Below are 26,261 nucleotides of genomic sequence, written 5' to 3'. Positions count from 1 at the left end.
GGTACCCGCAGGTGATGGGGCCACCGGGCTTCAAGGAAGGGGTGTTGGCAGTGAGCGAGACGACCGGCACATTCCATCTCTCCCACCCGCGGCTGGGCGGGCCCGCCGAGCGGACCGTCGTGCAGCCGTGGCTCACCGAACTCACCCACGCGACGCTGAACGCCTACGCCGAGACCGCACCCGCGCTGGCCGTGGTCGAGGCGCTTCCCGTCCATACCCCCGTCCCCGCTCCCGTCCGCGCTCCGATGCCGGAGCGCCGGATCGCGCTGGCCGCCTGACACCCGGCCCCCAACAAGACCGGCAGCGAGACCGGCAGCGAGACCGAAGGCGAGGCCGGGGCGTGACGCCCCGGCCTCGTTCCCTGTCCGGCCGTCTTGCATTATGAGACACGATTCTCATTTATTGAGAACCGGCGTAGGGTTTGGCGGACCCGCACGGAGAGGTGATGTCCGATGACCGCCGACGCGTCCTACACCCACGGCCACCACGGCAGCGTGCTCAGCTCGCACCAGTGGCGGACGGTCGAGAACTCCGCCGCCTACCTGATCGACCACCTGCGTCCCGGCCTCTCGGTGCTGGACGTCGGCTGCGGCCCCGGCACGATCACCGCCGGGTTCGCCCGCCGCGTCGCCCCCGGCCCGGTCACCGGCGCCGACGCGGCCGAGGCCGTCCTGGACGAGGCGCGCCGGAGCACCGAGGGCCTCGGCAACGTCGCCTTCACCGTCGCCGACGTCCACGCGCTGCGCTTCGCCGACGACACCTTCGACATCGTCCACGCGCACCAGGTGCTGCAGCACGTCGCCGACCCCGTGCTCGCCCTGCGCGAGATGCGGCGGGTCGCGAAGCCCGGCGGGATCGTCGCCGCCCGCGACGCCGACTTCGGCAGCATGGTCTGGTACCCCGACCCGCCCGGAATGGACTCCTGGCTGCCCGTCTACTACAAGGTGGCGCGCGGCAACGGCGGCGAGCCCGACGGCGGGCGCCGCCTGGTGTCCTGGGCGCGCGCGGCGGGGTTCACCGACGTCACCGCCTCCGCGTCGAGCTGGTGCTTCTCCACCCCGCGGGAGCGCGAGTGGTGGAGCGAGTCCTGGGGCGGGCGGCTGCGCGACTCCTCGGTCGCCGACAAGGCCGTCGCCGGAGGCCACGCCACCCGCGAGGAGCTGCGGCGCTTCTACGAGGGCTGGAAGGCGTGGGCCGCCGCCGAGGACGGCTGGTACTCCGTCACCCACGGCGAGATCATCTGCCGCGCCTGACCCCGGGGCTCACACCCGGGGCTCACATGGCCCACCGGCGGAAGCCGCCCTCGGAGTTGATGACCTGACCGGTGATCCAGCGGCCCTCGTCGGAGACCAGCCACCGCACCAGCCGCGCGACGTCGTCCGGCGCGCCCCACCGGCCGAACGGCAGCGCCCCGACGACCTTGGCGGTCAGCTCCTCGTCGGCCCAGCCGGTGTCCACCGGCCCCGGGTTGACGGTGTTGACCGTGATGCCCCGGTCGGCGAGCGCGTCGGCGAGCGTCAGCGTCATCTGCTGGATCGCGCCCTTGCTGATCGCGTACGGGATCTCCCGCCGCATCGGCCCGAGATGCTGGCCCGAGGTGAACAGCACGATCCGCCCGCCCGGCCGCGCGTCGTCGTGCACGGCCGCGAACTCCTGCGCGAGCAGCGCGCTGGCCCGCGCGTTCACCGCCCAGCACATGTCCAGCTCGGCGGCCGTCAGCTCGCCGAGCCCCTGCAGCGAGCTGCGCGCGTGGTTCGCGACGAGGACGTCGATCGCGCCGAACGTCTCCACCGCGTACTGGACGACGCGTCCGGGCGTCTCGGGCGCGGCGAAGTCGGCCGCGAGGTAGGCCAGCCGGGGGCCGGTCCCGCCGAGCGCCTCCAGCACCCCGTCGATCCCGGCGGGATCGGAGCCCCACGGCTGCTCGTCGTCGTGCGGCGTCCACGACTGCACCAGCACGCTCGCGCCCGCCGCGAGCAGGTCCCGGGCGATCGCGAACCCGATCCCCGCCCGCCGTCCCGCCCCCGTCACCACCGCCACGCGCCCGGCGAGGGGCCCGTCACCGTTGCTCCCCATGCCGCCAGGTTAGGGCCAGGACCCACCGGACATTTGTGTCAGCGGCCATGGCGCGCGCGGCGTGCCCGTGTCAGAACGGATCCGTGAGCTCCCCCAGCTTGTCGGTGAGGCGGAGGTTGTGCGAGTAGTCGACCGGCACGGTGATGACCGAGACCGCGTCGTCGGCGAGCGCCTTGCGCAGCGTCGGCAGCAGTTCGCCCGCCGAGCCGACCCGGTAGCCGCGCGCGCCGAAGCTCTCGGCGTACTTCACGAAGTCGGGGTTGCCGAACTTCACGTGCGAGCTCGTCCCCATGTCGAGGTCCATCTTCCACTCGATCAGCCCGTAGGCGGAGTCGTCCCAGATCAGGACGGTGATCGGGATGTTCTCGCGGACGGCGGTCTCCAGCTCCTGCGAGTTCATCAGGAACGCGCCGTCGCCGGTCGCCGCGAGCACCCGCCGGTCGGGGCGGGCGAGCTTGGCGGCGATCGCGCCCGGCACCGCGAACCCCATGGACGACAGCCCGTTCGACACCAGCAGCGTGTTCGGCTCGTAGGTCGGGTACATGCGCGCCATCCACATCTTCACCGCGCCGGTGTCGGCGAGCACGATGTCGTCGCGTCCCATGGCGGCGCGGACGTCGGCGACGATGCGGCGCGGCGAGAGCGGGAACCCGTCCTCGACCGCGCCCTCGGCCAGCTCCTCGCTCATCAGCCGGCGGATCTCGCGGCCCGTCCCGTTGACGTCGAAGCGGCGGTGGACGGCCTCGGCGAGCGCGTGCAGCGAGCGCGAGAGGTCGCCCTGGATGCCGACCTCGACCGGGTAGTGGTCGTCGACCTCGGCGGGGAACTGGTGGATGTGGATGATCTTCTTGTCGGCGGCCGGGTTGATCTTGACCGGGTCGAACTCCTGGAGTTCGTAGCCCACGGCGATCAGCACGTCCGCCTCGTCGAAGCCGAAGTTCACGTAGTCGTGCCGCATGAACCCGACGGCGCCGAGCGCGTGCCGGTGGTCGTCGGGGAACACGCCCTTGCCGTTGAACGTGGTCGCGACCGGCAGCCCGAGCAGCTCGGAGAAGTGCACGAGCGCCTCGCCCGCGCCCGCGCGGGCCGCGCCGTGCCCGGCGAGGATGATCGGCTGCCGGGCGAGCGCGATCACGTCCGCCGCCCGCGCGATCTGGGACGCCGACGGCTCCTGCGGGCGGACGACGTTGACCTTCAGCGGCTTGAGGTCGGCGGCGACCTTCGCGGACTCCACGTCCTCGGGGATCGCCAGGTACACCGCGCCGGGACGCTCGGTCTGCGCCGTCTTGAACGCCTTGCGCACCATCTCGGGCAGCGCCTCGGCCGTCGGCGCCAGCTCCGACCACTTGGTGATCGGGCGGAACAGGGACACGAGGTCGACGATCTGGTGCGACTCCTTGTAGATCCGGTCCAGCCCCACCTGCGCGGAGATCGCGACGACCGGGGTGCTGTTGGTGGTCGCGTCCGCGACGCCGAGTTGCAGGTTGATCGCGCCGGGCCCGAGCGTGGCCGAGGCGACCCCCGCCCGGCCGGTCAGCCGCCCGTAGATCTCGGCCATGAACGCCGCGCCCTGCTCGTGCCGGACGAGCACGTACCGGATGGAGGACTCGTTCAGCGCGTGGACGAAGTGGATGTTCTCCTCACCCGGGATGCCGAAGACGTACTCGACCCCCTCCGCCTCCAGGGTCCTGACGAGCAGCCGGGCCGCGTCCTGCTGCTCCGGCGCGCCCTCCGGGCCGTCCGCTCCGGACGCGGAAACCCCTTCCCCTGCGGATCCGGCTTCCCCTACGGGCGTGGTCTCCCGTACGGACGCGGCTTGCTCAGCGGACATCGTGTGCCCATCTCCACTCTCTGATCGCTATCCGGGAAGCCGGGTTTCCCGCTCCCCAAAGGGTCAGCCCCCGGCCCGTCCCTCCCATTCCTCTCCGCACTGTGCGATCCCTCACGTGCCATTTCGAGCGGGCCGAAAAGGGGCGGGCAGGCCGAGGGGCCGCGGCGTACGCCGCGGCCCCTCGGGTCGTGCTCGCTGCTGCTATGCCTCCCGGAGCGAGGTGAGCAGGGTCCGCCAGGCGGCCTGCGTCAGCACCAGCGCGGGCCCGGCGGGGTCCTTGGAGTCGCGGACCGCGCGCAGGTCACTGGCCAGGGTGGCCACCTCGACGCACTGGTCTCCGCTGCCGCTGTGGGACGACTTGCGCCAGCACGCTCCGGTGAGTTCGCGCTGCAGGTTGGTCACGGGCTGCTCCTTGCTGCCTCGGCGATGAGGTGCGCGGAATCCTCGGGGGACAGGGCCTCCGCCTCGATCCGATCGAAGCGGTCCCTATGTTTTGCTATTTCCTCGGCGCTCTCAAGGTAAACGTCGCCCATGGTGCCCTCGACGTAGGCGATATCGGGGTCCGCGGCGTTCGGATACGACAATATGGTGAAACGTCCGTCAAGGCCCGCATGCTCCTGCGCTGTATAAGGAAGTACCTGAACGCACACGGATGGGCGAGTTTCCGCGGCCAGGTTGAGCGCCTCCAACTGGGCGCGCATGACCTCGGGCCCGCCGATCTGCCGGTGCAGCACCGACTCATCGAAGATCACGTGCAGCTTCGGCGCGTTCTCGCGGTCCAGCAGCGCCTGCCGGATCGTGCGCGCGGAGATCCGCCGCTCGATCTCCTCCTGCGCGGGCAGCAGCCGCCCGGCGGTGATGACGGCGCGGGAGTACTGCTCGATCTGGAGCAGCCCGTGGATGAGCTGCGGATCCCAGGTGCGGATGTGCGACGCCTCGTCCTCCAGCGCGACGTAGCTGCCGGTGAAGACGTCCTGGTACGCGGTCCACCAGCCGCGCTGGCCCGCCTGCCGGGCGAGCGTGATGAGCGCGTCCCTGGCCGGGCTCGGGACCCCGTACAGGTCGAGGATGTCGGCGATGTCGCCGGGACGCGGCCGGGTCTGGCTCGTCTCCAGCCGGGACACGGTGGCCCGCGACCAGTCGAGCCGGTCCGCGACCTCCTGCAGGGTCAGCCGCTGCTCCTCGCGCAGCTTTCGCAGTTCCCGGGCCAGCCGGCGGCCACGAACCGTTGGTCGGTAGGTCATGAGAGTGGAGTCTCCCCACTCTGGCGCCGCCCCACAACGCGAATGGCGAACCCGGAGCCCCGGGCAGAGCAATCTCCTCAAGGCGGTTGCGAACGTGAGATTCTCACGGGAGTCTGGACGCTGTGACCAACCGGGGACTTAAAGTAACCGACGAAGGTCGCGCGTTCCCGAGCGCGTAGACCACGGGAGGACCCGTGAAGACCTCGCCCGACATCACCGGCGGCACCATCCCCGCGGCGCCGCCGTCCCGGACGCCCGCCGGCGCGAGACCCGGCCGGGCGTGGGCGCTGCCCCGCGGCCCCGGCTGCGCCGGGCACGCGCGCCGCGTCCTCGCCGGCGCGCTCGCCGCGGTGGGCGCGACCCGCGACGTGGTCGCCGACGCCCGGCTCATGGTCAGCGAGCTGGCCACCAACGCCTACCAGCACGCCGGCGACCACGGCCCGCACGAGCTATGGCTCGACCACGACGGCCTGGGGGAGGCCCGCTGCGCGGTCTTCGACGCCTACGCCGAGGCGTTCTCCGCCGCCCCCGCCGACGCGTTCGCCGATCCCCTCACCGACCCGCTCTCCGACACGCGGCTGCCCGGCTACTCCTGGACGTCCGGCGACTGCGGGCGGGGGCTCAGCATCGTCCGGGAGCTGTCGGAGGGCCGCTGGGGCATGCAGCGGGCGCTGTCGCGGCTCGGGCCGCCCGTCCGGGGCAAGGCCGTCTGGTTCGCGGTGCCCGCGCGCGGCCCCGGCGGCCCGTCCCTCCTCGGCACCTGACCCGCGCGGGGGGCGCCCGGCGGGCGCGATCCGCTCGGGTGTGCGATCCTGTGCCTTGCGACGGAAGCGGAGGAACCCGGTGCGAATCCGGGGCTGTCCCGCAACTGTGACCAGGGGAGTTCCCCCTCGCTCGCGCCACGGCCGCCCTCCGGGACGGCTGGAAGGCCGAGGGGGAGCCGTGATCCGGGAGCCAGGAGACTCCGGCCGTCGGACAGGAACCGCCACGGGCGTGGACACCCGAGGAAAGGACGACCAGGCATGCCCCCTGCCGAAGCGACGCCGCCCCGCGAGCGCGGCCGCGCCGCGCGCTACCCCTTCTCCGCCGTGGTCGGAATGGCCGACCTCAAGCTCGCGCTGCTGATCAACGCCGTGTCCCCGGGCGTCGGCGGCGTGCTGGTGCGCGGTGAGAAGGGCACCGCCAAGTCGACGATCGTCCGCGCGCTGGCCGCGCTGCTGCCGCCGGTCGCGGTCGCCGACGGCTGCCGGTTCTCCTGCGACCCGCGGGCGTCCGATCCGGGCTGCCCCGACGCCCCGCACGGCGGCGCCGGGCGGGAGCGGGCGGCGCGGCTGGTCGAGCTGCCGGTGGGCGCCTCGGAGGACCGGCTCACCGGGTCGCTGGACATCGAGCGCGCGCTGACCGAGGGCGTGAAGGCGTTCGAGCCGGGCCTGCTCGCGGCGGCGCACCGGGGCGTCCTGTACGTGGACGAGGTCAACCTGCTGCACGACCACCTGGTCGACCTGCTGCTGGACGCGGCGGCGATGGGCGAGTCCCATGTGGAGCGCGAGGGCGTGTCGGTGCGGCACGCGGCGCGGTTCCTGCTGGTCGGGACCATGAACCCGGAGGAGGGCGAGCTGCGCCCGCAGCTCCTCGATCGGTTCGGGCTGACGGTCGAGGTGGCCGCGACCCGCGATCCCGCCGAGCGCGCGGAGGTCGTCCGGCGGCGGCTGCGCTTCGAGGACGACCCGGAGGGCTTCGCCGCGGGCTGGGCCGGGGAGGAGGCCGCGCTGGCCGGGCGGATCGCCGCCGCCCGCGACCGGCTGCCCGGCGTCGAGCTGACCGACACGGCGCTCCGCCAGATCACGGCGGTGTGCGCCTCGTTCGAGGTGGACGGGCTGCGCGCCGACCTGGTCACGGCGCGGGCGGCGATCGCGCTGGCCGCCTGGCACGGCCGGGCCGCGGTCGACGCCGACGACGTGCGCACCGCCGCGCGCCTCGCCTTGCCGCACCGCCGCCGCCGCGACCCGTTCGACGCGCCCGGCCTCGACCGGCAGAAGCTCGACGAGGTCCTGGACGAGCACGGCGACCCCGACCCCGACCCCGAGCCGCCTGACGACGGCCCCGACGGTCCCGACGGATCGGGTGGGCCTGACGGGCCGGGCGGGGGCGCGCCCGGGGACGACCTCCCCCAGGAAGGCGGGGAGCCGTCGGAGCCGTCGGAGCCGTCCGTGGGGAGCGGCCAGGGACGGTCGTCGGACACCGAGCCCGCCCCGGCCGACGCCGCATACAGACCCCGCCTGTTCACCGTGCCCGGCGTGGGCGCGGGCGCTCCGGGACGCCGCTCCAAGGCGCGCAGCCCGTACGGACGCGTGTCCGGTGCCCGTCCGGGAGCGCGCGGGCTGCACCTCACCGCGACGCTCCGGGCCGCCGCACCGCACCAGGTCGCGCGCGGGCGCGCCGGCCGGGGGCTGGTCGTGACCCCGGACGACCTGAGGGAGGCGGTCCGGGACGGCCGCGAGGGCAACCTCGTGCTGTTCGTCGTGGACGCGAGCGGGTCGATGGCGGCGCGCAAGCGGATGCGCGCGGTCAAGGGCGCGGTGCTCAGCCTGCTCCTGGACGCCTACCAGCGGCGCGACAAGGTCGGGCTCATCACGTTCCGGGGCGCGGACGCGGAGCTGGCGCTGCCGCCGACGTCCTCGGTCGAGGCCGGGGCGCGGCGGCTGGAGCGGCTGCCGACCGGCGGCCGGACGCCGCTGTCGGCCGGCCTGCTGCGCGCCGCCGAGGTGCTGCGGGTGGAGCGGCTGCGCGACCCGGCCCGCCGTCCGCTGCTGGTCGTGGTCACCGACGGGCGCGCCACGCACGGACCGGACCCGGCCAGGACCGCGGGCCTGCTCGCGGGCGCGCTCGGCGGCGGGGCGTCGGTCGTCGTCGACTGCGAGTCGGGGCCGGTGCGGCTCGGGCTCGCGGGCGCGCTCGGCGCGCGGCTCGGCGCGGAGGTCGTGCACCTCGACCGGCTGGGCGCGGACGCGCTCGCCGGGGTCGTCCGGGACGCGCGGAGCGTCGCGTGAGTGTCGCGTGATTGTCATGGGCCACCGGATGAAGGGCGGGGACTGAGATGCCGCAGGGCAAGCCGGAGTACGTGCCGAAGGACGGGATGACGACGCGGGAGCGCCGCAACCGTCCGCTGGTGATGGTCCACACGGGGCCGGGCAAGGGCAAGTCGACCGCCGCGTTCGGGCTCGCGCTGCGGGCGTGGAACCAGGGCTGGCCGATCGGGGTGTTCCAGTTCGTCAAGTCGGCGAAGTGGCGCATCGGCGAGGAGAACGCGCTGCTCGCGCTGGGCCGCCTGCACGCCGAGACCGGCGAGGGCGGGCCGGTGTTCTGGACGAAGATGGGCGAGGGCTGGTCGTGGATCCAGCGGCCCGGCGCCGAGGCCGACCACGAGGCCGACGCGCGCGAGGGCTGGGAGCAGATCAAGCGCGACCTCGCCGCCGAGACCTACCGCCTCTACGTCCTGGACGAGTTCACCTACCCGATGAAGTGGGGCTGGGTCGATGTCGAGGACGTCGTCGCCGCGCTCCGCGACCGGCCCGGCAACCAGCACGTCGTGATCACCGGCCGGGACGCCGACCCGAGGCTGGTGGAGTTCGCCGACCTCGTCACCGAGATGGGCAAGGTCCGGCACCCGATGGACCGGGGCCAGAAGGGCCAGAAGGGCATCGAGTGGTGATCGGGTGGTGAGCGCGGTCCCGCGCATCGTCGTCGCCGCGCCCTCGTCGGGGAGCGGCAAGACGACCGTGGCGACCGGGCTGATGGCCGCGTTCACCGCGCGCGGCCTCGCGGTGTCCCCGCACAAGGTGGGCCCGGACTACATCGACCCCGGGTACCACGCGCTCGCCACGGGCCGCCCCGGGCGCAACCTCGATCCGTGGCTGACGTCCGAGGAGCTGGTCGTCCCGCTGTTCCTGCACGGCGCGGCGGGCGCTGGCCTCGCGGTCGTCGAGGGCGTGATGGGCCTGTACGACGGCGCCGCCGGGCCGGCGACGTCGGGCTCGCCGGGCGGCGGGGACTACGCGTCCACCGCGCACGTCGCGACGCTGCTGGACGCCCCGGTCGTGCTGGTCGTGGACGCCTCGGCGGCGGCCGGGCGCTCGGTCGCGGCGCTCGTGCACGGGTTCCGCTCGTTCGGGACGGCCCGGGTCGGCGGCGTGATCCTCAACCGGCTCGGCTCGGACGGGCACGAGCGGATGTGCCGCGACGCCGTCGAGGAGCTCGGGCTGCCGGTGCTGGGCGCGCTGCGGCGGCACGGGGACGCGGCGACGCCGTCCCGGCACCTGGGGCTCGTCCCGGCCGCCGAGCGGAGGCCGGACGCGGTGGAGAGCGTCCGCCGGATGGGCGAGATGGTCGCCTCGTCCTGCGACCTGGACGCGGTGCTGGCGCTGGCCCGCGACGTCCCCGCGCTGAACGCCGAGCCCTGGGACCCGGCCGCGGAGGTGGACCCGCCGCCGAGCGAGAGGCCGCGGATCGCCGTCGCCGGTGGGCCCGCGTTCACCTTCGGCTACGCGGAGAACGAGGAGCTGCTGGACGCGGCGGGCGCCGACGTCGTCCGGTTCGATCCGCTGCGGGACGAGGCGCTCCCCGAGGGGACGCGCGGTGTCGTCATCGGCGGCGGGTTCCCCGAGGTGTACGCGGCGGAGCTGTCCGCGAACGAGCCGCTGCGCAGGGACCTGGCCGCGTTCGCGAAATCGTCGCGTCCCCTCTACGCGGAATGCGCGGGACTCCTCTACCTCGCCCAGGAACTGGACGGCGCGCCGATGTGCGGCGTCCTGGACGGGGTCAGGGCGACCATGGCCCCGCGCCTGACACTGGGCTATCGTGCCGCGGTGGCGGTGGCCGACTCGGTCGTCGCCCGGACGGGGGAGCGGCTGCGCGGCCACGAGTTCCACCGCACGGTCACGGAACCGGGCCACGGGGCGGCGCGGGACGGCGCCGCGGGGGAGTGGCGGGCGGCGTGGCAGTGGTCCACGTCCGGTCCGGAGGGTTTCGTGAAGGGCGAGTGTGTCGCGTCCTACCTGCATCTGCACTGGGCCGGGTCGCCGCGGCTCGCGAGCAGGATGGTGAGGGCCGGCGGAGGGGACCGTCAGTGAGGGCCTTCAAGGAGATCGAGCGCCTGGAGGGCGGGCGGCTCGTCCTACGCCCGTTCGGGCTCGACGACGCCGCCGACGTGATCGAGGTGATCCGCGACGGTGAGGACTTCCTCCCACCCAACTTCCCGACCGTGCTGGAGGCCGAGCCGATCGCCTGGTTCCTCCAGGAGGGCGTCCACAACGTGCAGCGCCTCGGGCTCGCCCTGCACCTCGCCGTGGCCGACCGGGAGTCGGGCCGCCTGCTCGGGACGATCGGGCTCTTCCGCGTCGACTGGAACCACCTCACCTGCGAGGTCGGCTACGGCGTCCGGCCGGGCGCACGCGGGAACGGCTACGCCACGGAGGCGCTGTCGCTCGTCTCCCGGTGGGCGCTGCGCGAATGCGGCCTGTTCCGGGTGGAGTTGCGTGCATTGGTCAGCAACCACGCCTCGATCCGTGTCGCGGAGAAGGGCGGCTACCGGCGCGAGGGGATAGCGCGGGGCGCCGAGCGCCGCCCCGACGGCGTGAACGAGGACATGGTCGTCTTCAGCATGCTCGCCACCGACCTGCTCCCGGGCCACCTCGGAAACCTCGTCGACCAGGGGGAGCGGCGGACATGACGGCGGCGGACGCGGCGTCGCGCGGCGAGACGACCCTGGTGCTGTACGGGGAGGGCGCGGGCGAGGCCGCCCGGCGGATGCTCCCGGCGCTTCCGGACGCCTGCTTCACCCCGGTGGACCTGGACGAGCTGACCGCCGCCGTCGAGCACGGCCTCGCCCAGGTCGTGCTGATCGCGGGCCTGGACGAGCAGGCCGCGCTCGCGCCCGCCGGCTCCGACGTCCTCGGCTCGATCACACGGGACATGGACGGCGGGCCCGCGCTGTCCGCCGAGGTCGCCGGTGCCCCCCGGCGCGCCTACGAGCTGTGGGAGGCGGCCGGGAAGCTCGGCCCCTGCGGCCGCGAGCTGTGCCGCCGCACCGCCGGTGAGCTGGAGCGGCGCGCCGCGCGGGCGGCGGGCTCGGCCGAGAGCCCGATCGCGGCGCAGGTCGTGCTGGTCGACTCCACCGGGCAGCGCATGGTCGGCATGTTCGGGCGGATGGCGCGATGACCCGCGCCGCCTTGGCGGGCCTGGCGTTCGCGCGGGCCGGGCTGTCGCCGGACGGCGCGCTCGTCGTGTCGGCGCACGAGCTGCGGCGGGCGGTGAACGTGTGCCGCGCCCACCCGAAGGTCGCGGTGCTGACGGGCCCCGGCGCGGGCCCGGCGGAACTCGGGCGCGCGCTGTTCCCGCAGACCCCGCGCGCGTTCGTCGTCTGCGAGGGCCTGGACGGGCCGGAGGAGCGCATCGTGCACGTCCGTCCGGCCGAGGCGACGACGCGGCCGTGGACGAACCCGGACGTGGTCCTCGTCCTGGACGACCGGCGTCCGCCGGAGGAAGCGGGCTGGATCTCCGGTGCGGCTCTGGGGCCGTCCGAGTGGGCCCTGCCGCGGGAGGCGTTCGGTGACGCGGCGGCCCTGGAACCGGGGATTCGCGCGTTCGTCCTGGCGAAACTGGGTCCGCGCCTGGGCGACATGGTCTGGGACGTGGGTTCCGGCGACGGTTCCGTGGGAATCGAGTGCGCGCGCTTCGGCGCCGCCGTGGTCGCCGTCGAACGCGACAAGGCCGGCTACGAGCGCGTGCGGGAGAACGTCCGCGCGCACGGGGTGAGGGTGGCGGTGTCGCGGGGAGAGGTGCCGTCCGTCCTCGACCATCTGCCGGAGCCGGACGCCGTGTTCGGCGGGCACGGCGGCCCCGAGACCCTCGCGGCCTGCGCCGGGCGGGCGCTGAGCCGGGTCGCCGCCGTCGCGTCGGACGAGGAGGCCCCCGCGATGCTGGAGGTCCTGACCGGGCAGGGGTTCACCGCCGGGGCGGTCGCGCTCCAGGCGACCCCGATGCCCGCGCCGGTGACGGTCGTCTGGGGGCGGCGCGGCGGGCCCGCCGCGCGGCCGCGCCCGTCCAGGGACGTCCGGCGGGTCGAGACGATCCCGATCGGGGACCTCGGGCCATGACGTGCGCGGTGGTGGGGGTCGGCGCGTCCAGCGGAGCCGGCGCCGCCGAGGTCGCCGAGCTGATCGGCGGCGTGCTGGACGAGGCGGGCCTGGAGCCGGGCGCGGTCTGGTGCGTGGCGACCGCCGAGGGCCGGGCCGCCGAGCCCGTCCTGCGCGCCGCCGCCGCACGGCGCGGGCTGCCCCTCGTCGCCTACCCCGTGGAGGTGCTGGCGCGGGTGGAGGTGCCTTCCCCGTCCGGCGCGGTGCGGGCGCGGACGGGCACCGCGAGCGTCGCGGAGGCCGCCGCCCTGCACGCCGCCCTGCACGCCGCCCTGAAGGCGCCCGGTTCGGGCGGGGGCGTCCGGCTCGTGGTGCGCAAGCGCAGATCGGCCCGCGCCACCGCGGCGGTCGCCAGGACCGCATCGATAGCCGAAATAGGCGGTCAGGCTCGACTATTTCTAGACAAGTCAGGCGGAGACTGTACAGGGGCGTGATGTCCGGCCCCGCATCCCCGGCGACAGCGAGGAACACCATGATCAGCCTGGAGGCTCAGTGAGCGTACGCCAGCCCCATCCGATCGAGCTCCGGTCGTATGAGATCCTGCGCTCCCGCGTGGACCTGTCCGCGCTGCCCCCGCTGTCGCGGGCCGTCGCCGAGCGCGTGATCCACGCCACCGGCGATCTGGCGTACGCCGACGACCTGGTCACCGAGGAGGAGTCGCTCCGGCAGGGCTGGGCCGCGCTGCGCACCGGGGCGCCGATCGTCACCGACGAGGGCATGGTCGCGGCCGGGATCAGCGCCCGCGAGACGCTCTGCCACGCCACCGACCCCGCCGCCGCCCGGATGGCGCGCGCCGCCGGCGTCACGCGCTCGGCCGCCGCCGTCCGGCTGTCCTACTCCGAGGTCGGGCCGGGCGCGGTGTGGGCGATCGGGTCGGCGCACGAGGCGATCACCGAGATCATCGAGCGGCGGGTGCGGCCCGCGCTGGTGGTGGGCGTCCCGGCGGGCTTCGTCGGCGCGTCCGAGGCCAAGGAGGCGCTGCGCGCCAGCGGGCTGCCGCAGCTCAGCAACGTCTCGGAGAAGGGCGGCTCGGTGGTCGCGGCGGCGGCGGTCAACGCGCTGCTCTACCACGAGCCGGCCGCCTCCTGACGGCCGCGGAGCACGGCATGCGAGAACGACGAGAACGACGGACGCGGGCGGACGACCGAGCAGGGGGTTCAGTGGTGAACGGGACCACGGGGCACGCCGAGGCGGCGGCGCCGGACGAGGTGGATCTGCGGCACCACGGCGACACGGAGGTCGGCGACGGGCTCGCCGACTTCGCCGTCAACGTGCGCACCGGGACGCCTCCGCCGTGGCTGGCCGAGCGGCTGCGCGCGTCCGTCGCGGGCCTGGCCGCCTACCCCGACCCGCGCCCCGCGCGCCGGGCGGTCGCGCGGCGGCACGCCAGGGCGGCGGAGGAGGTGCTGCTCACCTCGGGCGCCGCCGAGGCGTTCGTGCTGCTCGCGCGGGTCCTCGCCCCGCGCCGGGCGATCGTGGTGCACCCGCAGTTCACCGAGCCGGAGGCCGCTCTGCGGGCGGCCGGGCACCCGGTGGGGCGGGTCGTCCTCGGCAAGGACTTCACCCTCGACCCCGCCGCCGTCCCGGACGACGCCGACCTCGTCGTGGTCGGGAACCCGACCAACCCGACGTCCGTCCTGCACCCGGCCGGCGCGGTCGCGGCGCTGGCCAGGCCAGGCCGGACGGTCGTCGTCGACGAGGCGTTCATGGACTGCGTCCCGGGCGAGCCGGAGACGCTCGCCACGCGCCTGCCGCCCGGCGTCGCCGTGATCCGCAGCCTCACCAAGACGTGGGGGCTCGCCGGGCTGCGCGCCGGGTACGTCCTGGCCGCCCCCGGGCTGGTCGCGCGGCTGGCCGAGGCGCAGCCGCTCTGGGCCGTCTCCACGCCCGCGCTCGTGGCGATCGAGGCGTGCTCCGCGCCGGACGCGGTCGCCGAGGCGGAGCGGTGGGCCGTCCTGCTCGCGGCGGAACGGGACCGGCTCGCGGCGGAGTTCGCCGCGCGCGGGCTCTACGTCGTCCCGGAGGCGCGGGCGTCGTTCCTGTGCCTGCGCGTACCGGACGCCCTCGGTATCAGGGCGCTCCTGCGCCAGCGCGGCTACGCCGTCCGCCGGGGCGACACGTTCCCAGGGCTCGGCCCGGACTGGCTCCGGATAGCGGTCCGCGACCGCGCGTCCAACGACGCGCTCCTGGAGGTGCTCGGTGAACTGGGCATCTGACGACATGTCCGGCGACGTTTCCAGTGCGCCCTGGGACGAGGCCGACCGCGAGGCCGTCTACCGGGTCATCACCGAACGACGCGACATGCGCGAGGGCTTCCTCCCGGACCCCGTGGACGACGCCGTCCTCACGCGCGTCCTGGAGGCCGCCCACAGGGCCCCCTCGGTCGGGCTGACCCAGCCCTGGGACTTCCTCATCGTCCGGGACGAGGCCAAGCGGCGCCGCATCCGCGACCTCGCCGAGCGGCAGCGCGCCGTCTACGCGGCGAGCCTGCCGCCCGCGCGCGCCGCCGGCCTCGACCGACTCAAGGTGGAGGCCATCCGCGAGGCGCCCGTCAACATCGTCGTGACCTGCGACCCCACCCGGGGCGGCCGGAACCCGCTCGGACGCCACGTCCAGCCGAGGACGGCCCACTACTCGGTCGCCTGCGCCGTCGAGAACCTGTGGCTCGCGGCCCGCGCCGAGGGGCTCGGCGCCGGCTGGGTGAGCTTCTTCGACGAACGCGAACTGGCCGCCGAGCTGGGCCTCCCCGCCCATATCGAGATCATCGCCTACCTGTGCGTGGGACGCGTCGCCGCGTTCCCGCCCGCCCCCCTGCTCGCGCTCACCGGCTGGGCGCGGCGCCGCCCCCTCGCGTGGGCGGTGCACGACGAGGAGTACGGGCGGCGCGCGCTGCCCGGAGAGGACATCGTGAACCCGATCGAGCAGACCGTCGCCGCGATCCGCCCGCTGGACGAGGCCGCGATGCGCGACGCCCGCGACCACCAGGCCCGCCTCACCAAGCCGCCGGGGTCGCTCGGCGTGCTGGAGGAGCTGTCGGTCCGGCTCTGCGGACTGGCCGGGCGGTGCCCGCCGCCGCTCCCCGAACCCGCGTCGGTCGCGGTCTTCGCCGCCGACCACGGCGTCCACGCGCAGGGCGTGACCCCCTGGCCGCAGGAGGTCACCGCGCAGATGGTGGCCAACTTCCTGGCCGGGGGAGCGGTCGTCAACGCGTTCGCCGCGCAGGTCGGCGCCGAGGTCAGCGTCGTGGACGTCGGCGTCGCCGCCGCCCTCGACCCCGCGCCCGGCCTGCTGCCCCGCAAGATCGCCCCCGGCACCGCCGACATGACCCGCGGGCCCGCGATGACCATGGACGAGGCCCGCCGCGCCGTCGAGACCGGCATCGAGGTCGCCCGCGACCTGGTCTCCTCCGGGGCCCGCTGCCTGGTCACCGGCGACATGGGCATCGCCAACACCACCGCGTCCGCCGCGCTCGTCGCCGCGTTCACCGGACTGCCGCCCGAGCAGGTCACCGGGCGCGGCACCGGCATCGACGACGCCACCCACGCCCACAAGATCGAGATCGTCCGGGCGGCGCTGGACCGGCACGGCCTCCCGGGCCGCGCGGACCCGCTGGAGGTGCTCGCGGCGGTCGGCGGGCTGGAGCACGCCGCCATCGCCGGGTTCGTCCTCGGCGGGGCGGCGCTGCGGGTCCCCGTCGTCCTGGACGGGGTGATCGCCGGATCCGCCGCGCTCGCCGCCGCCGCGCTGTGCCCCGACGCGCTCGGCGCCTGCGTCGCCGGGCACCGCTCCGCCGAGCCGGGCCACACCGCCGCGATCGCCGCGCTGGGCCTGCGCCCCCTGGTCGACCTGGAGCTGCGGCTCGGCGAGGGGACCGGCGCCCTGCTGGCGTTGCCGCTGGTCCAGGGCGCCGTGCGGGTCCTGCACGAGGTCGCCACGTTCGACTCGGCCGGGGTCAGCGGCAAGGACGCCGGGCGGCGTAACGACGCGATCACGGAATGAGTCACGCTCGGCTATCGACTCGCCCGCGGACCTCTCCATGAGCTCGCCAACCCGAGTACCGTTGTTCCACAAAGACAGGCGCCGGTCACCGGCGCCCGCGAGAAACGACTCCGGACACCCGATCGAGAGATTCACCACGTGCCCCCGTACCTGCTAGGCCTGCGACTCGGCGGGCGACGCGTCCTCGTCGTCGGCGGGGGGCGGGTCGCCCAGCGCCGCGTGCCGGCCCTGCTGGCCGCCGGGGCGGCCGTGGTGCTCGTCTCCCCGCAGGTCACCGCCTCCCTCGAAGGGCTGATCGAGGCCGGGCGCCTGGAGTGGCGGCCCCGCCGCTACGAGCGCGGCGACTGCGCGGGCGCGTGGCTCGTCCAGGCCGTCACCGACGACGCCAAGGTCAACGCCGCCGTGGTCGCCGAGGCCGAGGCCGCCCGGATCTGGGCGGTGCGGGCCGACGACGCCGAGTCCTCCCCGGCCTGGACGCCCGCGAGCGGCCAGGCGGGCGACGCGACCGTCGGCGTCCTGCTCGGCGGCGACCCCCGGCGCGCCGCGGGCATCCGCGACGCCGTGGTCGACGGCCTGCGCTCGGGCGGCCTGGAGTCCCGGCACTCCCGGCGCAAGCCCGCCGGGGTCGCGCTCGTCGGCGGCGGACCGGGCGACCCCGGGCTGATCACCGTGCGCGGGCGGCAGCTGCTGGCGATGGCCGACGTCGTCGTCACCGACCGGCTCGCCCCGGGCTCGCTGCTGGACGAGCTGGCCGACGACGTCGAGGTCATCGACGCCGCCAAGATCCCCTACGGCCGCACCGTCACCCAGGAGCGCATCAACGACCACCTGGTCGAGCAGGCCGGGCAGGGCAAGTTCGTCGTGCGGCTCAAGGGCGGCGACCCCTTCGTGTTCGGCCGCGGCGGCGAGGAGGCCCTGCACTGCGCCCGGCACGGCATCCCGGTCATCGTCGTCCCCGGCATCACCAGCGCGGTCGCCGTGCCGTCCGCCGCCGGCATCCCGGTCACCCACCGCGGCGTCGCGCAGGAGTTCCACGTCGTCTCCGCGCACGTCCCGCCCGGCCACGCCGAGTCCACCGTCGACTGGGAGGCGCTCGGCCGCGCGAACGGCACCCTCGTCCTGCTCATGGCGGTCGAGCGGATGGCGCTCATCGCGGCCGCCCTCATGCGCTATGGTCGGTCGTCCGACACCCCGGTCGCCGTGATCCAGGACGGCACCCTCCCCGGCCAGCGGACGCTGACGGCGACGCTGGGCTCGGTGGCCGGGGAGATGGCCGCCGCGGGAGTCCGGCCCCCGGCGATCGTGGTCGTCGGCGACGTGGTCGGCGTGGCACGAGAGATCGAACTGATTCGAGCCGACATGGGACGGGATCCGTGACACCCCCGGCAGAGCAGAGCGCGGTTCACGACGAGGAGGCGGGCACCGGCCCCGGACGCGCGGGCGAGACCCCGGGCACGTCCGGCGGCGCGTCGGCGCCCGCACCCGCCGTGCCCGCCGAGGACGCGGCGTCCCCGGCCGAGACCGAGACGCCCGAACCCGCCAAGCCCGCTTCGGGCAAGGGACGGTCGCGCAGAGGCCGCCGCCGCTCCACGAAGGGCGCGCCCGCACCGTCCAAGAAGGCGACACCCGCTCCCGAGGAACCGCAGGCGGAGCAGCCCGCGGAGGTCGTGGAGGTCGTGGAGGTCGTGGAGGCCCCCGCGGCCGAGCCCGCCGAGGCCGCGCCCCAGCCCAAGGGCCTGCGCGGTGACGCCTCCAGGGCGTCCGGCGGCACCCGCACCGCGCCCCGCACCGGCGGCGGGACCGCGCGCCAGGGCGAGCTGATCCGCGCGCTCACCCTGCTCCGCGACCAGCTCGGCACGTTCGATTTCGTCCTGGACGTCCCGGACGTCGAGGAGGCCCGCGAGGCCCGCACCGAGCTGCGCAACCAGCTCGACGACTACGTCCTGCCGCGCGTCCAGGCGGCGGGCACCCCGCTGCTCGTGGTCCTCGGCGGATCCACCGGCGCGGGCAAGTCGACGCTGGTCAACACCCTCGTCGGCGCCCGCGTCAGCGCCACCGGCGTGCTGCGCCCGACCACCAGCAGCCCGATCCTCGTCTGCCACCCCGACCACGTCGCCTGGTTCATGGAGGGGCCGATGCTGCCCGGCATGGGCCGGGTGCGCGGACCCGCGCCCGACGCCATCGCCGGCGACCAGCTCGTCATCATCGCGAGCGAGGCGCTGCCGCCCGGCCTCGCGCTGCTCGACAGCCCCGACTTCGACTCGGTCTTCGAGGACCACTACGAGTTCGCGACCAAGCTGATGGCCGCCGCCGACCTGTGGCTGTGCGTCACCACCGCCGCCCGGTACGCCGACGCCCAGGTATGGCAGATGCTCCAGCGCGCCAAGGAGAACGGCGCCACGATCGGCGTCGTGCTCTCCCGCATCCCGCAGAGCGAGGGGCGCGGCGACCGCTCCGGCGAGACCGGCTGGGGCGGCGCCGAGGTCGCCGAGCACTTCGGCGAGATGCTGGACGAGCACGAGGTCGGCGACGCGCGGCGCTTCACCGTCCCCGAGACCCGGATCGAGGAGAGCCGCCTCCCCGAGGACGTCGTCGCGGACATCCGCGCCTGGCTCGTCGGCGTCGCCGAGGACACCGACGGGCGCGAGATCGTCGTCAGCGACACCCTCGCCGCCGTCCTGGACAGCTTCCGCACCCGCGTCCCCGAACTGGCGCGGCACGTCGAGGCGCAGGTCGCCCAGCGGGCCGAGCTGGCCCAGCAGGTCGAGGGCGCCTACGCCACCGTCCTCGCCGAACTCGACGAGGCCACCCGCAACGGCTCCCTCCTGCGCGGCGAGGTCCTCGCCCGCTGGCAGGAGTTCGCCGGGACCGGCGACCTGCTGCGCGCCCTGCACGTCCAGCGGCCGCGCCGGGGACGCTCGGCCGGTCGCCGCCACCGCAGCCCCGCCCGCGTCCGCGCGCTGAAGTCCGCGCTGCGCGACGCCCTCGAATCGCTGATCATGTCGTCCGCCGAGCACGGCGCCGAGGAGGTCCTCGCCCGCTGGCGGGCGCACCCGGCGGGCGGCCACGTCATGTCCGGCCCGGCCGCGACGCTCGGCGGCGTCTCCCCGGAGCTGTCGCGCCGCGCCACCCGCGCCGTCAGCTCCTGGCAGGACCACGTCCAGGAGCTGATCCGCACCGAGGGCGTGACCAAGCGCTCGGTCGCCAAGCTGGTCTCCTTCGACACCGAGGCGGTCTCGCTCGTCCTGATGATCGGCCTGCTCGGCTACGGCACCTCCGAGGTCGCGGTCGAGGGCGGCAACAGCGCCGTCCCGCAGCGGCTCCTGAAGGCCCTGTTCGGCGCCGAGTCGCTGCGCGGCATGGGCGCCAAGGCCCGCGCCGACCTGCGCAGCCGCATCGGAATGCTGTTCGACGAGGAGGCGATCAGATACGGGCAGGCGCTCGACGCCGCCGGAATCCCCGACGAGACCGTCCCCGTCCAGCTGTACCAGGCCACCTACAATCTTGAGGTTGCCCGATGACCACCTCGGCCATCCCCGCGAGCTCGCTCGGCACCCCGGTCTACCCGCCGCCGGCCCCGCCCGAGCCCACCCCGCTGCCCGAGCGGCTCGACGGCCTCGACCGGCTCGTCCAGGCCGGGACGGGACGCCTCGACCAGCCGCTCCTCGACGACGCCGGCGCCCTGCTCGACCGCGCCGGGCAGCGGCTGCGGCTGTCGGGCGACCACACGGTCGTGACGCTCGCGGGCGGGACGGGCAGCGGCAAGTCCTCGCTGTTCAACGCCATCTGCGGCCTCGAACTCTCGCCCACCGGCATCCGCCGCCCGATGACCTCGCAGGCCCACGCCTGCGTCTGGGGGCTGGACGGCGCCGGGCCGCTCCTGGACTGGCTCGACGTCGACAAGCGCCACCGCTACGCCCGCGCCAGCGCGCTCGACCTCGAACGCCCCGACACCTCCCTCCAGGGCCTCGTCCTGCTCGACCTACCCGACCACGACTCCATCCAGGCCCTGCACCGCGCCGAGGTCGACCGGTTCGTCACCATCGCCGACCTCCTCGTCTGGGTCGTGGACCCGCAGAAGTACGCCGACGCCGCCCTGCACCGCAACTACATCGTCCCGTTCGCCCGGCACGCGGGCGTCACGCTGATCGTCCTCAACCAGGTCGACCGCCTCGGCCCCGACGAGATCGACGACTGCGTCGCCGACCTGCGCCGCCTGCTGGAGGCCGAGGGCCTCGCCCACCCGCGCATCGTCACCACGTCCGCGGTCAGCGACGAGGGCGTCACCGGCTTCCGCGACATCCTCGTCGACACCGTCGCCGCCCGCCGCGCCCGCGGCGAGCGCCTGTCCGCCGACATCGACAAGGTCGCCGAGCGCTTCGCCGTCCACCGCTACACCGCCGACCCGCCCACCACCGTCGAGGACGACCGCCGCCAGGACCTCGTCCAGGCCCTCACCGACGCCGCCGGCGCCACCGCCGTCGCCGACGCCATGGAGAGCGCCTACGAACTGCGCGCCGCCGACTTCGTCGGCTGGCCGGTCACCGCCCTCATCACCCGCCTCCGCTCCGACCCGCTCCGCCGCATGCGCCTCACCGAACTGCGCGAGGAGCTCCGCGACGCCTTCACCGGCCCCATCGGCGCCCAGCAGGGCGACGTCGACAACGCCCTGCACACCGTCACCGCGGGCGTGGCCGCCGAACTCCCGCCCCCCTGGGCCCGCTCCGTCCGCGCCGCCGCCCGCACCCACGCCGTCGAGATCCCCGAGGCCCTCGGCGAGTCCCTCAAGGACGCCCTGCCCAGCTTCAACCAGGTGCCCCGCTGGTGGTGGCTGATCAAGACCTGGCAGTACTTCCTCATCCTGGTCGCCGTCCTGAGCGTCGCCTGGATCGGCCTCCTCGTCGCCTACGGGCTCCTGGACGCGGGCCAGAACCCGCCCGACCTCGTCGGCGAGGCGGGCCTCATCCCCTACGTCGCCGTCCTGGCCGTCTGCACCCTCGGCATGGGCCTGCTCACCGCGTCCGCCTGCCGGAACCTGGTGGCCCTCTCGTCCGCCAAACACGGCGACAAGATGGAGGAGCACATGCGCGAGGGCATCGAACGCGTGGCCGACGAGAAGGTCATCACCCCCATCACCGCGGAACTGGAGCGCTACGCCCGCTACCGCGAAGACGTGACCAAGGCGCTAGGCGACTGACACCAAACGCGCGATCTCCCCGAGCCCCCCACCCAGGCCAAAGACCACGCCCACCAGACCCCGAAGCTCAGAGCCTCCCGCCCGCCCGGTTATCCACAATCGCCACCACCCCTTCCGCCCCCTCCCACTCCTCAGCCACCGTTGTACTCATCACTCAGAGCAACAACGGAGGAACCCATGAACGAAGCGCACATCACGATCATCGGCTGGATCGCCGCCGAGCCCTACTACACCGTGACGACCAACGGCACTTCGTTCCTGTCGATCAGGGTGGGCTGCACGCCGCGCCGCTACGACCGCGAGACCGGCCAGTGGCAGGACGTCGACACCCTGTTCGTCACCGTCAACTGCTGGCGCGGCCTGGCGGACAACGTCAACGCCTCCGAGTTCCAGCGCGGGCACCCCGTCCTGGTCACCGGCCGCCTCCGCATCCGCCAGTACGAACGCGACGGCCAGTGGCGCTTCTCCGCAGAGATCGAGGCCACCACCGTCGGCCACGACCTGAGCCGGGGCACCGCCGACTTCCGTCCCGTCCAGCGCGGCGGAGCGCTGACCGAGGAAGACCGCCAGCAGGCCCGAGAAGTGGCCGACCAGTGGGCCTTGACACCCGTCACCGAAAGCGAAACAGAGAAAGCGGCCTGAACCCCCGCCCACAACCCCCACACAAGAAAGCCACCCGAACCAACCCAGCACCCAAAACCCAGCCTCGCCACGACCATGGTTCAGGCCCCCCTTGGACCGGGCCCGTTAGGCCAGGTCCAACGAGCCAGTAAGGCCCACGAGCCCCATCGAAGCCGTCAGATTCTCACGGCCCTCCGGCCCCCAAGGTCGGGTTCGTAAGGCCGTGAGGCCAGGCCCGTCAGGCGCATGAGACCCATCGGGGCGGTCAGGTTCTCGCGGTCTTCTAGGCCCATGAGGTCGGATTTGTGAGGCCGTGAGTCCGGGTCCGTCGGGCTGATGGGGCCAGTCGGGGGGTCGTCAAGGTCCTCACGGCCTTCCGGGCCCAGGAGGCCGGGGCGTAGGAGGCTGTGAGGCCAGGTCTCTTCGGGCCGAATAGGCCCGTCAGGCGTATGAGGCCTGTCGGGGTGGTCAGGTTCTCGCGGTCTTCTGGGTCCATGAGGCTGGGCTTGTGAGGCTGTGAGTTCGGGCCCGTCGGGTTGGTGAGGCCGGTCGGGGCGGTCAGGTCCTCACGGCCTTCTGGGCCCAGGAGGCCGGGGCGTAGGAGGCTGTGAGGCCAGGTCCCTCGGGCCGAATAGGCCCGTCAGGCGTATGGGACTCGTCGGGGCGGTCAGGTTCTCGCGGTCTTCTAGGCCCATAAGGTCGGGTTTGTGAGGCCGTGAGGCCAGGTCCGTCGGGCCGATGAGGCCCGTCAGGCGCATGAGACCCGTCCGGGCCGTCAGGTTCTCATCGCCTGACGGGCTCGTGAGGCCAGGCCGTCAGACATGTGAGGCCAGGGCTGGAGAGGCCAGGCCTTCAGGGAAGTCAGGTCGGGCCCGCCTGGGCAAGCCCATCAGGCGGGGCCCTGAGGCCAGGGCCGTCGGGGACGTTAGGCGGGGACGGTCAGGTGGGGTCCGTCAGGTGGGGCCCGTCAGGTGGGCCCCACCTGACGGGGGCCGCCAGGTGGGCTCCGAAGCATTCCCATAGATCGATCGGCGAAGGGAGGGGAGGCGGTACCAGCGGGCCCTGAGGCGGCGGCTCGCGCGGACAGGGGCTGGGCATGCGACACCCCGTGCACCTGCCCTAGACACCTGCACTAGGCACCCGCCATGGCGCCCAGTGGCGACCGTCACCGGCACGTCCGCCACGGTCGGCGGGCTGGCGAAGGCGCTGCCCGCGGCGGCGGCGACCAGCTCGCCCGCCGACCGCGCGGCCCCGCCCGGCGGCGTCGAAGCACCGGCGCCGCGAGTGCCGCGTCGCGACGCTGGTCCCGGGATGCCGGCGCTGGCGATGCGGCGGCTCGGTGACAACAGGGCCTCGCCCAGGTGCCGAAGTTCTACCGTCCGGACGCCCAGAACAAGAACGAGCTGCCCGAATCCGCCTCGACTGGATCATGGGCCCCGAGTGGCCATGACAGGTACGAATCCGGCGAAATCCGCGCATGAAGGCAACCCCTTACTGCGCGCCAAGCCGTCGAAGCCCGGTCCTAACAAGCCCCTTGGCCTGGAGGAGGTTGCCTGAACGGTCACCCTCATGTGCGCTCTCGAACGTACTGGTTTCCTGCCCACTCCGCACACGTCGCAACTATTGTGTTACACAACGTGATGCGCGTAAGGGGGAAGGATGACGGCAGTGCAGTCGTCCGCCGAGGACCGTGGTGGGGAACTGGCCCACAGGCCCCGGCGCCGTACGTTCCCAGGGCGCAGGTCCCTGCTCATGATCTACGTGCCGGCCGTGGTCGCCGTCCACGCGGGGCTGATCATCGCTGGGCTCGTCACCACTTCTCCGGAGGTCGATGACTTACTGACGTTCGTTGCGCTGCTGGCCTGCGGTGCGGTGTGCATCGAGGCGACGCGGCGGCTGGGCATTCCGGCTGGTGTCGGCCGTGACCTGCTGTCGGCCTGGTGGCTGCCGGTGGCGCTGCTGCTGCCCCCGTTGTACGCGCTGCTGATGCCGATTCCGCTCCAGGCGCTGTTGCAGTTCCGCGTGCTCCGGACGCTCGTCCACCGCCGGGTGCTCGTCGCCTCGGCGCTCGGCATCGCGGGGGCGTGTGCGTCGGTGGTGTTCCACCTCGTCGTGAAGGATCCGCTGGACGCGGCGCCGGGCTGGGTCGTGGACGTCTACCCCGGAGTGCCGGCGGCGGTCGGCTGCGCGGCCCTGTTCACGGTGGTGAACACGGTGCTGGTGGCGGTTGCCGCACATGCCGCCAACCCGGAGAGCCGCTGGCGGGACGTCCTGTGGACACGCGAGAGCCTGCTGCTGGACGTGGTGGACCTGTGCGTCGGCATCCTCGTGGCGATCACGAGTTCGCTGACACTGGGCCTTCTCCTCCTGGCGCTGCCGCCCGTGATGCTGCTGCAACGCAGCCTGATGCACCAGCAACTCCAGGCCGCCGCGAGGACGGACGCCAAGACCGGCCTGCTCAACGCGGCGGCCTGGCAACGGGAGGCCGCCACGGAACTGGCCCGAGCGCTGCGCACCCACGACCCCCTCGCGGTGCTGCTGATCGACATCGACCACTTCAAGCGCGTGAACGACACCCACGGACACCTGATCGGCGACGAGGTGCTGGTCGGCGTGGCCAACACACTGGACCACCAGCTACGCGACTACGACCTGGTCGGACGGTTCGGAGGAGAGGAGTTCGTCGCCCTGCTACCGGGCACCGACACCGTCGAGGCATGCCGGGTGGCCGAACGCCTCCGTGGCCGGGTGCGCAGGCTGGCCGTGCCCACCGAGGATGGAACGGTCGTCGTCACGGTGTCCATCGGCGTCTCCCTGTACCGGACGCACGGAGAAGACCTCATAGAACTCATGGCCGCCGCCGACCTGGCGCTCTACCGAGCGAAGGCGTCCGGCCGCGACCGCGTCTGTCTCCCCGCCCTGGAGGGCCCCAAGGCACCCGGCAAGTAACCCCCCGATAACCACCCCCGGCATCAGCCGCAACGACCAAGCAGCGCAACCCAACCCCACCCGCCCCCCTCCACAACTCGACCCCCGACAACCATTACGCCCCCGACCACAACTGCTATCCGATAACCAACTACTCTCCTCGGCTTCTGCGAGCTAAGGCACTCCACCCTGGCGGTCCTAGCGACTGCCGTACGACCCGTACGACCCCAGTCCCCAGGGAGATGGCCGTGGCTGTGGCCACTGAACGCCGCGGCCCGGCCATCACCGAGGGACAACCCGAAGTTGGCCGGCCCCCAAGCAGCTGCGCTCAGCCCACCCCGCACCCTGACCAGACAATCGCGCCCTGGGCACAGACGCGACACAGGCTGCAAGCAGCCCCACGACCCGAGCGCCCACGCGGGTCCCCACGGCGGGTCCCCCACAGCGGGTCCCCCCACCGGCGGGGGCCTATGGCGGGTCCCCCCACCGACGGGCGCCTGTGGCGGGTGCCCCATGGCCGGGCCTCGCGGCGGGTCCCCTCCACGGTGGGCGCTGCCACGGCGGGTCCTCTTCACGGCGGGTGCTCCCACGGTGGGCGCTCTCACGGCGGGCCTCCACGGCGGGTCCCCCCCGACGGGCGCCTGTGGCGGGTGCCCCACGGCCGGGTCTCGCGGCGGGTCCTCTCCATGGCGGGTCCTCTCCATGGCGGGTGCTCTCACGGCGGGTCCTCTCCACGGTGGGCGCTCTCACGGCGGGCGCTCCCACAGTGGGCGCTTCTATGGCGGGGCGCTCCCCATGACAGAGCGCTTCCATGGTGGGTAGGTGCCCTCGTAGTCGGTGTGCCCCCACGGTGCCCTTGAGGTGATTCGCAGCCGCCTGAAGGGCGCGGCCGGTCCCTTCGCTGGGCGCCGGGTGAACGGCGGCACCGCGCAGCTCACGCAGGTCACGCGGCTCACGGGGCTCACGGGGCGCATGCCGGGGCGCTGGACGGGCTGCGCCTGGTCTGCGCGGGTTGAGTAGCCCGGCAGGGAAAGAGACGGCGAATGGCCTGGGCGGCCGGGTGCCCCTCGCTGAGCTGCGGCACTTGCCGCGCGGGTGGGGCGTTGCTGGACGTCGGAGCTGTCGAGCTTGGATAGTCCGAGGTGCGGTCCTCGCTGCGTGATGTGGGACGC

22 protein-coding genes and 1 riboswitch are annotated in these 26,261 nt (G+C 74.1%); of the genes, 18 read left to right on the top strand and 4 right to left on the bottom strand.

Annotated features, from left to right (window positions below):
- The first annotated feature begins 50 nt into the window (after positions 1-50).
- Both KLI87_RS11170 and KLI87_RS11165 read left to right on the top strand, forming a co-directional pair.
- Positions 51-278, top strand: coding sequence for a hypothetical protein (locus KLI87_RS11170; protein WP_214616888.1), 228 nt, complete (start codon positions 51-53; stop codon positions 276-278).
- 174 nt (positions 279-452) lie between these two features.
- Positions 453-1,253: a methyltransferase domain-containing protein gene (locus KLI87_RS11165; RefSeq protein ID WP_156217905.1), complete on the top strand. Its 801-nt coding sequence runs from the start codon at positions 453-455 to the stop codon at positions 1,251-1,253.
- A gap of 22 nt (positions 1,254-1,275) precedes the next feature.
- On the opposite strand, the gene KLI87_RS11160 is transcribed toward KLI87_RS11165, so the two are convergent.
- The 4 genes from KLI87_RS11160 to KLI87_RS11145 all read right to left on the bottom strand — a co-directional run bounded on the left by KLI87_RS11160 (position 1,276) and on the right by KLI87_RS11145 (position 5,151).
- Positions 1,276-2,076: an SDR family oxidoreductase gene (locus KLI87_RS11160; protein ID WP_156217906.1), complete on the bottom strand. Its 801-nt coding sequence runs from the start codon at positions 2,074-2,076 to the stop codon at positions 1,276-1,278.
- 70 nt (positions 2,077-2,146) lie between these two features.
- On the bottom strand, positions 2,147-3,907 hold the full coding sequence (locus KLI87_RS11155; protein WP_156217907.1) for an acetolactate synthase large subunit: 1,761 nt from the start codon (positions 3,905-3,907) through the stop codon (positions 2,147-2,149).
- Positions 3,908-4,108: 201 nt separating this feature from the next.
- Positions 4,109-4,309: a DUF397 domain-containing protein gene (locus KLI87_RS11150; RefSeq protein ID WP_214616887.1), complete on the bottom strand. Its 201-nt coding sequence runs from the start codon at positions 4,307-4,309 to the stop codon at positions 4,109-4,111.
- Complete coding sequence (locus KLI87_RS11145; RefSeq protein ID WP_156217908.1) at positions 4,306-5,151, bottom strand: helix-turn-helix transcriptional regulator; 846 nt, start codon at positions 5,149-5,151, stop codon at positions 4,306-4,308. The genes KLI87_RS11150 and KLI87_RS11145 overlap by 4 nt, the downstream gene beginning before the upstream one ends.
- Positions 5,152-5,345: 194 nt before the next feature.
- Between KLI87_RS11145 and KLI87_RS11140 the strand changes: the two genes are divergently transcribed.
- The 16 genes from KLI87_RS11140 (at position 5,346) to KLI87_RS11065 (ending at position 25,110) form a co-directional block, all read left to right on the top strand.
- Positions 5,346-5,915 (top strand): ATP-binding protein, encoded by a 570-nt coding sequence (locus KLI87_RS11140; protein WP_308165965.1) that lies wholly within the window; start codon positions 5,346-5,348, stop codon positions 5,913-5,915.
- Between the two features lie 69 nt (positions 5,916-5,984).
- Positions 5,985-6,116: riboswitch (cobalamin riboswitch) on the top strand.
- A gap of 57 nt (positions 6,117-6,173) precedes the next feature.
- A complete protein-coding gene (locus tag KLI87_RS11135; protein WP_214616886.1) occupies positions 6,174-8,201 on the top strand; it encodes a putative cobaltochelatase in 2,028 nt (675 codons plus the stop codon).
- Positions 8,202-8,248: 47 nt separating this feature from the next.
- Positions 8,249-8,863, top strand: a complete 615-nt coding sequence (gene cobO, locus KLI87_RS11130; protein ID WP_214616885.1) for a cob(I)yrinic acid a,c-diamide adenosyltransferase — start codon at positions 8,249-8,251, stop codon at positions 8,861-8,863.
- A 7-nt stretch (positions 8,864-8,870) separates the two neighbouring features.
- Positions 8,871-10,280, top strand: a complete 1,410-nt coding sequence (locus tag KLI87_RS11125; RefSeq protein WP_308165964.1) for a cobyrinate a,c-diamide synthase — start codon at positions 8,871-8,873, stop codon at positions 10,278-10,280.
- Positions 10,277-10,879: a GNAT family N-acetyltransferase gene (locus KLI87_RS11120; RefSeq protein ID WP_214616884.1), complete on the top strand. Its 603-nt coding sequence runs from the start codon at positions 10,277-10,279 to the stop codon at positions 10,877-10,879. The genes KLI87_RS11125 and KLI87_RS11120 overlap by 4 nt, the downstream gene beginning before the upstream one ends.
- On the top strand, positions 10,876-11,367 hold the full coding sequence (locus KLI87_RS11115) for a hypothetical protein (RefSeq protein ID WP_214616883.1): 492 nt from the start codon (positions 10,876-10,878) through the stop codon (positions 11,365-11,367). The genes KLI87_RS11120 and KLI87_RS11115 overlap by 4 nt, the downstream gene beginning before the upstream one ends.
- The gene (locus KLI87_RS11110) at positions 11,364-12,305 is read left to right on the top strand and encodes a cobalamin biosynthesis bifunctional protein CbiET (protein ID WP_156217912.1); all 942 of its coding nucleotides are present in this window, start codon (positions 11,364-11,366) and stop codon (positions 12,303-12,305) included. Before KLI87_RS11115 ends, KLI87_RS11110 begins: the two co-directional genes overlap by 4 nt.
- Positions 12,302-12,778 (top strand): cobalamin biosynthesis protein, encoded by a 477-nt coding sequence (locus KLI87_RS11105; protein WP_214616882.1) that lies wholly within the window; start codon positions 12,302-12,304, stop codon positions 12,776-12,778. The genes KLI87_RS11110 and KLI87_RS11105 overlap by 4 nt, the downstream gene beginning before the upstream one ends.
- A gap of 58 nt (positions 12,779-12,836) precedes the next feature.
- Complete coding sequence (locus KLI87_RS11100; protein WP_214616881.1) at positions 12,837-13,433, top strand: precorrin-8X methylmutase; 597 nt, start codon at positions 12,837-12,839, stop codon at positions 13,431-13,433.
- Positions 13,434-13,507: 74 nt separating this feature from the next.
- The gene (cobC, locus tag KLI87_RS11095) at positions 13,508-14,560 is read left to right on the top strand and encodes an Rv2231c family pyridoxal phosphate-dependent protein CobC (RefSeq protein WP_308165963.1); all 1,053 of its coding nucleotides are present in this window, start codon (positions 13,508-13,510) and stop codon (positions 14,558-14,560) included.
- Positions 14,544-16,343 carry a nicotinate-nucleotide--dimethylbenzimidazole phosphoribosyltransferase gene (cobT, locus tag KLI87_RS11090; RefSeq protein WP_308165962.1) on the top strand — a complete coding sequence of 600 codons (1,800 nt, stop codon included), beginning with the start codon at positions 14,544-14,546 and terminating at the stop codon, positions 16,341-16,343. Before cobC ends, cobT begins: the two co-directional genes overlap by 17 nt.
- A 138-nt stretch (positions 16,344-16,481) precedes the next feature.
- On the top strand, positions 16,482-17,720 hold the full coding sequence (cobA, locus tag KLI87_RS11085) for a uroporphyrinogen-III C-methyltransferase (RefSeq protein ID WP_214616879.1): 1,239 nt from the start codon (positions 16,482-16,484) through the stop codon (positions 17,718-17,720).
- Positions 17,717-19,864 (top strand): AAA family ATPase, encoded by a 2,148-nt coding sequence (locus tag KLI87_RS11080; RefSeq protein WP_308165961.1) that lies wholly within the window; start codon positions 17,717-17,719, stop codon positions 19,862-19,864. Before cobA ends, KLI87_RS11080 begins: the two co-directional genes overlap by 4 nt.
- On the top strand, positions 19,861-21,540 hold the full coding sequence (locus KLI87_RS11075) for a GTPase family protein (protein ID WP_156217915.1): 1,680 nt from the start codon (positions 19,861-19,863) through the stop codon (positions 21,538-21,540). Before KLI87_RS11080 ends, KLI87_RS11075 begins: the two co-directional genes overlap by 4 nt.
- 177 nt (positions 21,541-21,717) lie before the next feature.
- Positions 21,718-22,182, top strand: coding sequence for a single-stranded DNA-binding protein (locus tag KLI87_RS11070; protein WP_214616878.1), 465 nt, complete (start codon positions 21,718-21,720; stop codon positions 22,180-22,182).
- 1,731 nt (positions 22,183-23,913) lie between these two features.
- Positions 23,914-25,110: a GGDEF domain-containing protein gene (locus KLI87_RS11065; RefSeq protein WP_246249974.1), complete on the top strand. Its 1,197-nt coding sequence runs from the start codon at positions 23,914-23,916 to the stop codon at positions 25,108-25,110.
- Positions 25,111-26,261 lie beyond the last annotated feature (1,151 nt).

The organism is Actinomadura sp. NEAU-AAG7, from assembly GCF_018603865.1.
GTDB lineage: Bacteria > Actinomycetota > Actinomycetes > Streptosporangiales > Streptosporangiaceae > Spirillospora > Spirillospora litoris.
The sequence above is the reverse complement of the archived record's forward strand: the minus strand, read 5'-3'. Positions and strand labels throughout refer to the sequence as shown.

What these genes read in the sequence shown, in the direction of transcription:
- KLI87_RS11165 (WP_156217905.1), top strand. Translation starts at nt 453, where the DNA reads ATGACCGCCGACGCGTCCTACACCCACGGCCACCACGGCAGCGTGCTC.
- KLI87_RS11160 (WP_156217906.1), bottom strand. Translation starts at nt 2,076, where the DNA reads ATGGGGAGCAACGGTGACGGGCCCCTCGCCGGGCGCGTGGCGGTGGTG.
- KLI87_RS11155 (WP_156217907.1), bottom strand. Translation starts at nt 3,907, where the DNA reads ATGTCCGCTGAGCAAGCCGCGTCCGTACGGGAGACCACGCCCGTAGGG.
- KLI87_RS11145 (WP_156217908.1), bottom strand. Translation starts at nt 5,151, where the DNA reads ATGACCTACCGACCAACGGTTCGTGGCCGCCGGCTGGCCCGGGAACTG.
- KLI87_RS11135 (WP_214616886.1), top strand. Translation starts at nt 6,174, where the DNA reads ATGCCCCCTGCCGAAGCGACGCCGCCCCGCGAGCGCGGCCGCGCCGCG.
- cobO (WP_214616885.1), top strand. Translation starts at nt 8,249, where the DNA reads ATGCCGCAGGGCAAGCCGGAGTACGTGCCGAAGGACGGGATGACGACG.
- KLI87_RS11115 (WP_214616883.1), top strand. Translation starts at nt 10,876, where the DNA reads ATGACGGCGGCGGACGCGGCGTCGCGCGGCGAGACGACCCTGGTGCTG.
- KLI87_RS11110 (WP_156217912.1), top strand. Translation starts at nt 11,364, where the DNA reads ATGACCCGCGCCGCCTTGGCGGGCCTGGCGTTCGCGCGGGCCGGGCTG.
- KLI87_RS11105 (WP_214616882.1), top strand. Translation starts at nt 12,302, where the DNA reads ATGACGTGCGCGGTGGTGGGGGTCGGCGCGTCCAGCGGAGCCGGCGCC.
- KLI87_RS11075 (WP_156217915.1), top strand. Translation starts at nt 19,861, where the DNA reads ATGACCACCTCGGCCATCCCCGCGAGCTCGCTCGGCACCCCGGTCTAC.
- KLI87_RS11070 (WP_214616878.1), top strand. Translation starts at nt 21,718, where the DNA reads ATGAACGAAGCGCACATCACGATCATCGGCTGGATCGCCGCCGAGCCC.
- KLI87_RS11065 (WP_246249974.1), top strand. Translation starts at nt 23,914, where the DNA reads ATGATCTACGTGCCGGCCGTGGTCGCCGTCCACGCGGGGCTGATCATC.